The sequence below is a fragment of the Rhodococcus sp. Eu-32 genome, assembly GCF_003336925.1.
GTDB lineage: Bacteria > Actinomycetota > Actinomycetes > Mycobacteriales > Mycobacteriaceae > Rhodococcoides > Rhodococcoides kyotonensis_B.
In genome coordinates this window covers 1-5475 of the sequence record NZ_QGNK01000042.1, presented here as the reverse complement: position 1 = coordinate 5475, position 5475 = coordinate 1, and the positions used below count along the sequence as shown (strand labels likewise).

The following is a 5475-nucleotide window of genomic DNA, read 5'->3' as shown; positions in this document are numbered from 1 at the left end:
AGAGCTTGCTCTGCTCCGGGTCGTAGTCCACACCACCCAGTTCGGCGAAGTTACGGCCCTCGTCCCACGGCACGTAGTCGTGCGGATGCCACTCCCTGGCCATGGACAAGTGGCGGTTCACGTTGTCCTCGGCGGCGGGGACCAGCTCACGCAGCAACTCCAGTTGTGTCAGTTCCCTGACCATGGACATGCCTCCTCGAATCGATTACCTACGAGAGCGTAGGTGCGTTCGACGGCGCCGAGCGCGGACTGCGAGGAAGTCTGTTATAAGTCGGAAGCCCGCGCGGGGCCTGCTTGGGCGTGCTCACAGATCGTCTCGCGATCCGTTCTCCTCGCCGCGCTGCCTGGTCCCGACGACGAGCGGCAGAACTCTTCCCGACGACCCGCGCTCGGAACCGAGACCCTGCGGGTCCGCGACACTGGCAAGTCGCAGATCGAGATCGCCCTTCCACTCACGCGCGGCCTGTGCGTCGAGGGCGTCCATGCGTGCGAGCAGAGGCGGGTGCTGATCCGGCGGGCACGACGCGAGCAAGGTGACGAAGAGGGACCGCAGTCGACGCTGAACCTGCGTGGAGTTGGTGCTGAAGTGTCGAATCTCGTCGGTGGCGATGGTGACGTAATCGTCCCAGGTGCGACGCGTCCCGCGGATGCGTGTAGGCGTCGAGTCGTCGGTGTCGGTGCGGACGCGGGGTGCGATCGTCATCAAGAGATCCTCGAGATGATCGATCGCTTGCACCGCGCGGCCGGGGTCGTTGATCGCGGGCGACAGCGCTTTCAGGGCGATGTCGACGATCGCCTGCAGGGCAGCGGCGGGACTGACCGTCGGACTGTGCGTGTCCCCGAACACGAGACACGCCATCAGCTGATGCGCCCTGACCCGTAGCTGCGGTCCTTCGATCTCGAACAGCACTGCGTCCTGCGCGACGAACTCGCCGATCGTCGGCATCAACTCGATGGACACGCCCCACTTCTGCGCGAGTCGTTCGATGCGAACGAAGTTCACCGCGAGGAGGATTCGGCCGTCCGGCGACAGTTGCTTCAAGCGCACCGTCGTCGTGCCCGTCGGCTCGTCCGGCGGGAGCACGGATGCGGCGAGGGCGCCGCGCGACGCCGACGAACTCGACGGGTACATCCGAATTATCGACGAACGACCCTGCGCAGCAATCCATCTCAACAACCGTGCCGAGTCGAGCACGACGCCGACGCGCGCCACGAGTGCGATGAACAGGAATGCGCTGACGAACGACAGCAGGATCGCGACGGACGTCGAGACGACCGGCGCCGTCCACTCTCCGGACAGCGCGAGATCCGAGGCGATGATGACCGAGAAGACGAACGTGGACAGGAACATCCCGATGGACCACCGCATCACGGCCTGCTGCTGCAGCAGCGGCACGACGCGCACCGAGATCTGCGACGCCCCGAACTGCATCGCGAGGGTGATCGCGGTGAACACCAGACCGGTCAGCGTGATCATGCCGCCCGCGATGACGCTGAGCAGCGTCGCCGTGGCGCCGATGTCGAGTTCGCTCGAGGTGGTGACAGCGCCGTCGGTGGAGCCGAACTCGTCGTCGAGCGCGACGAACACGAACGCGAGCACGATCGACAGCGTCACCAGAATCGCGGGCAACCGCCACACCGGAGTTCGCCTGAGGCGTCGGCGCGTTCGGGTCCAGCGAATTCCCGCCACCAGCCGATTCGGCAATGTACGCGACGGCATCGTCACCTGCGGTTCTGCCGGTTCGGGTACCTCGATCGGAACACCGAAGCGTCCGGACAACGCTTCCTGCGCGACGATCTTCGCGCGGACGACGGGTTCGCGGAAACGCTTCTCGCGCACCCAGGCTCGCGTCTGCTTCTCCGGTTTGTCGGTGTACCGCCACCGAGCCCACGGAGACGACGGACGGGCGAGTCGGATCGCGCCGACGACGAGCAGCGGTACGAAGAACAAGCCGACCAGGCCGGTCCAGAGTTTCCCCTTCAGCACCGTGATCGCAGCGAGCACCAGTTGCCCGAAGATCACGACCAGCACGGCGACGAGCGTCAGCAGCGACCTGTTCTGCTGATAGGCCTCGAAGTCGCCGGCGAAACCGATGGGATGCACGCCGAGCAGGAACAGCGCGGAGATCGCGATCGCGACGAAGACAGCGTCGATCGACGACCGTCCTTCCTCGGCCCAGTAGACGTCGCGCAGATGCAGAATCAGTGCGAACTCGTCGAGCATCAACGCGCTGCCGACGCCGAAGACGCCGGCCAGGATGCAGTTGGCGACCGGGGTCTCGTAACTGGAGAGAGCGACGAGCGCGAACCCCGACACGAGGACCATGACGAGGCCGAACATGACGTGGTGGATGTGCATGCCACCGGGCGTGACGTTGCCCGGCCACCACGAGACTTCGGCGCGGATCATGCGCACGCTGAACCGGATGAACAGAAAGGCGAGCAGAAACGACACGAGCAGGAAGAACAGCGGAAGACGTCCGGTGTCCACGACCGCTTCGGTGAACCATCTCCCCATCACAGGCCTCCTCGCTACGGCGAGCGTGGTCAGCCTATCGCCGGGGCACCGTGACGTGCGTCAGAACACCCAACCGCGTAACGCGAGGAATCGCAGCGCGCCGGTGGCGGCGCTGACCGCGATGACGACGAGAATTTGCGCGGCGGCGGATGCGCCGGGAAAGAGAACGTGCACCGCGGCCAATGCGGCGGTACCGAGAGCGAGACCGACGAGGGCGAGGCCCCCCGCTTCCCACTGCGCCTGGAACCACCCGACTCGCTCGGCGGCGTGGAATGTGTGGCGACGATGAAGCTCGTTCGCGAGTACCGTGCTGGCCGCGATTCCTGCGATGTTCGCGACGAACGATCCGAGAGCAGCAAGGACGACGAACACGACGGCGTACAGAACGTTGCTCGACGCACCCACCAAGACGAAGCGCGCGAACTGAGCGAGAGCGGTCTCACCTCGCAGCCGCGCCTTCAATCTCGGACCGCATGCATCGATGTGCACGTCCGCGGTATCTGCCACGGAAACATACAACCGCACGAGCGGCCGGATCGGTCCCGGCTATGACCTAAGTCTCCAGAGGAGACTACTCAGGAGCGGTCCTTCTCCAGCTTCTTGCGCGAGCGGCGCGTCAGGTCGAAGTTCATGATGTCCGGCTTCACCGATGCAATGAACAGCATCGTGCATCCGAAGACGACGAGCACGATCGTGAGTACAACAACGACCATTCCGATGAACGCGCCGATACTTTCCATTACTACTTACCTCCCGGTGTCGCCCCTTACCGTACTGGGCTGCCGAACTTCGATCGAATCCACCCCGAATCGGACATCCGGCGGACACTCGCCGTTGTAGCGTCCGGACATGACTGGTCGAATCGAGACATTCGAGGGCAAGCAGTTCGACGGCAAGCGGTTCCAAAGCAAGGTTGCGTTCATCACGGGCGCCGCCCGTGGCCAGGGACGCGCCGAGGCCGTGCGACTGGCATCGGAGGGCGCGGACATCATCGCGGTCGATGCGTGCAGCGAGTTCGCGTCGACGTCGTACGACGGTGCGACATCCGCCGATTTGGCGGAGACGGTCGACGCCGTCGAGAGGATCGGACGTCGCATCGTCGCGTCGGAGACCGATGTTCGTGACTTCGACGCGCTGTCCGCAGCACTGGCGGACGGCGTCGACCGACTCGGTCGGCTCGACGTCGTCGTCGCCAACGCAGGTATCTGCTCGGCGGCGATGTCGTGGAAGATCTCGCCCGAGCAGTGGAAGGAAACTCTCGACGTCAATCTGACCGGTACCTTCCACACCGCGAAGGCCGCGATTCCAATCCTGCTCGAACAGGGAACCGGCGGGGCGATCGTGTTGACGAGTTCGGTCGCCGGGCTACGCGGCCTGCCGTTCCTGGCGCACTATGCCGCGTCGAAGCACGGCATCGTGGGGCTGTGCCGCTCCATGGCGAACGAGCTCGGTCAGTACGGCATCCGCGTCAACACGGTCCACCCGCACGGCGTCGAGACCGGGATGCAGCCCGCCGACATGATGGAACTGCTCGGCGAACACGGCGCGGCGCTCGGCCCGATCTTCATGGGTTCTCTCCCCGATCCGATCAGCCAACCCGAGGACATCGCCGCCGCCGTCGCGTGGCTGGCCTCCGACGAGGCCCGGCACGTGACGGGCATTCAGCTTCCCGTGGACCTGGGCACCCTGAATCGCTGACCGGGGCGAACCTCGCCGGCGAGTCCGTGCGATCGACCAGTGCGCGTCAGACCATTGCGGCGAGGGAATATCGAGCCGGATAGGCTGTTACACCGAGCGTAGTTGAAGCGTCAACCAATGGCGCGGTCTACCGACAAGAGGAGTCCACGATGCCTGCCGTGACAGTCGACAACATCCTTGCCCTGCCCCGAATCCCGCTTCCCGACGCCACCGCGACACCGCGGCCGGTCAAGTCCGTCACGACGGCACCGACCGGATACGAGGGCGAGGGATTCCCGGTTCGCCGCGCGTTCGCGGGTATCGACCTTCCCGCACTCGACCCGTTCATCCACATGGACCAGATGGGTGAGGTCAACTATGCACCGGGAGAACCGAAGGGCACCCCGTGGCACCCGCACCGCGGATTCGAGACCGTCACGTACATGATCGACGGGATCATGGAGCACCAGGACTCGCACGGTGGCGGTGGCCTGATCGGCGGCGGCGACACACAGTGGATGACGGCAGGTGCCGGAATCCTGCACATCGAGGCTCCGCCGGAGCACCTCGTGATGTCCGGCGGGCTGTTCCACGGCGTGCAGCTGTGGGTGAATCTGCCTCGCGACAACAAGCTCGCCGCACCCCGCTACCAGGACATCACCGGCAACAAGGTCGCCCTGCTCTCCAGCGACGACGGCGGCGCTCTGATCCGTGTGATCGCAGGCGAGGTCGCAGGCCACGAGGGACCCGGCTCGACGTACACCCCCATCGCGCTCGCTCACGCCACCGTCGCGCCGGGCGCGAAGGTCTCGCTGCCGTGGAACCGCGACTTCAACGCCCTCGTCTACGTCCTCGCGGGCGACGGCACCGTCGGGTCGGAACGCCGTCCGATTCGCATGGGTCAGACGGCGCTGTTCGGCCGCGGAGACTCCATCGAGTTCGCGGCGTCGGACACCCAGGATTCGCGCAGCGAGTCGTTGGAGGTCTTCGTGCTCGGCGGCAAGCCGATCCGCGAGCCCGTCGCCATGGCAGGCCCGTTCGTCATGAACACCAAGGCCGAGGTGATCGAGGCGTTCGAGGACTACCAGTCCGGCCGCTTCGGTGCGCCTACGGCGCCCGTGCGCACTTAGTCTGAGCAGGTTCCAACTATCCGCGCAGTGATACTGGAATGGTTCGTCGATGCAGTGGTTTGACTCGTTTCCGCGCTGACGCCGATGGCTGTCTTTCCCGTGATGTGTCGGCTGCTGCATCGATGGACACCTGAAGCACACGCGACCGGT

General features: G+C 65.3%; 6 protein-coding genes. 2 read left to right on the top strand and 4 right to left on the bottom strand.

The window, feature by feature from the left end; genetic code table 11:
* The 4 genes from DK926_RS26170 to DK926_RS26830 form a co-directional block, all read right to left on the bottom strand.
* On the bottom strand, positions 1–184 hold a 184-nt coding region (locus DK926_RS26170), incomplete at its 3' end, for an acyl-ACP desaturase (protein ID WP_165839677.1).
* A 120-nt stretch (positions 185–304) separates the two neighbouring features.
* The gene (locus DK926_RS26165) at positions 305–2518 is read right to left on the bottom strand and encodes a DUF2254 domain-containing protein (protein WP_114332821.1); all 2214 of its coding nucleotides are present in this window, start codon (positions 2516–2518) and stop codon (positions 305–307) included.
* 60 nt (positions 2519–2578) lie between these two features.
* Entirely contained in the window at positions 2579–3007 is a 429-nt protein-coding gene (locus DK926_RS26160; protein ID WP_165839678.1) for a GtrA family protein, read from the bottom strand.
* Between the two features lie 86 nt (positions 3008–3093).
* Complete coding sequence (locus DK926_RS26830) at positions 3094–3258, bottom strand: hypothetical protein (protein WP_165839676.1); 165 nt, start codon at positions 3256–3258, stop codon at positions 3094–3096.
* Positions 3259–3367: 109 nt separating this feature from the next.
* Between DK926_RS26830 and DK926_RS26155 the strand changes: the two genes are divergently transcribed.
* Both DK926_RS26155 and DK926_RS26150 read left to right on the top strand, forming a co-directional pair.
* The gene (locus DK926_RS26155) at positions 3368–4216 is read left to right on the top strand and encodes a mycofactocin-coupled SDR family oxidoreductase (RefSeq protein ID WP_114332819.1); all 849 of its coding nucleotides are present in this window, start codon (positions 3368–3370) and stop codon (positions 4214–4216) included.
* Positions 4217–4365: 149 nt separating this feature from the next.
* On the top strand, positions 4366–5325 hold the full coding sequence (locus tag DK926_RS26150; RefSeq protein ID WP_068427258.1) for a pirin family protein: 960 nt from the start codon (positions 4366–4368) through the stop codon (positions 5323–5325).
* The last annotated feature ends 150 nt before the right edge of the window (positions 5326–5475 follow it).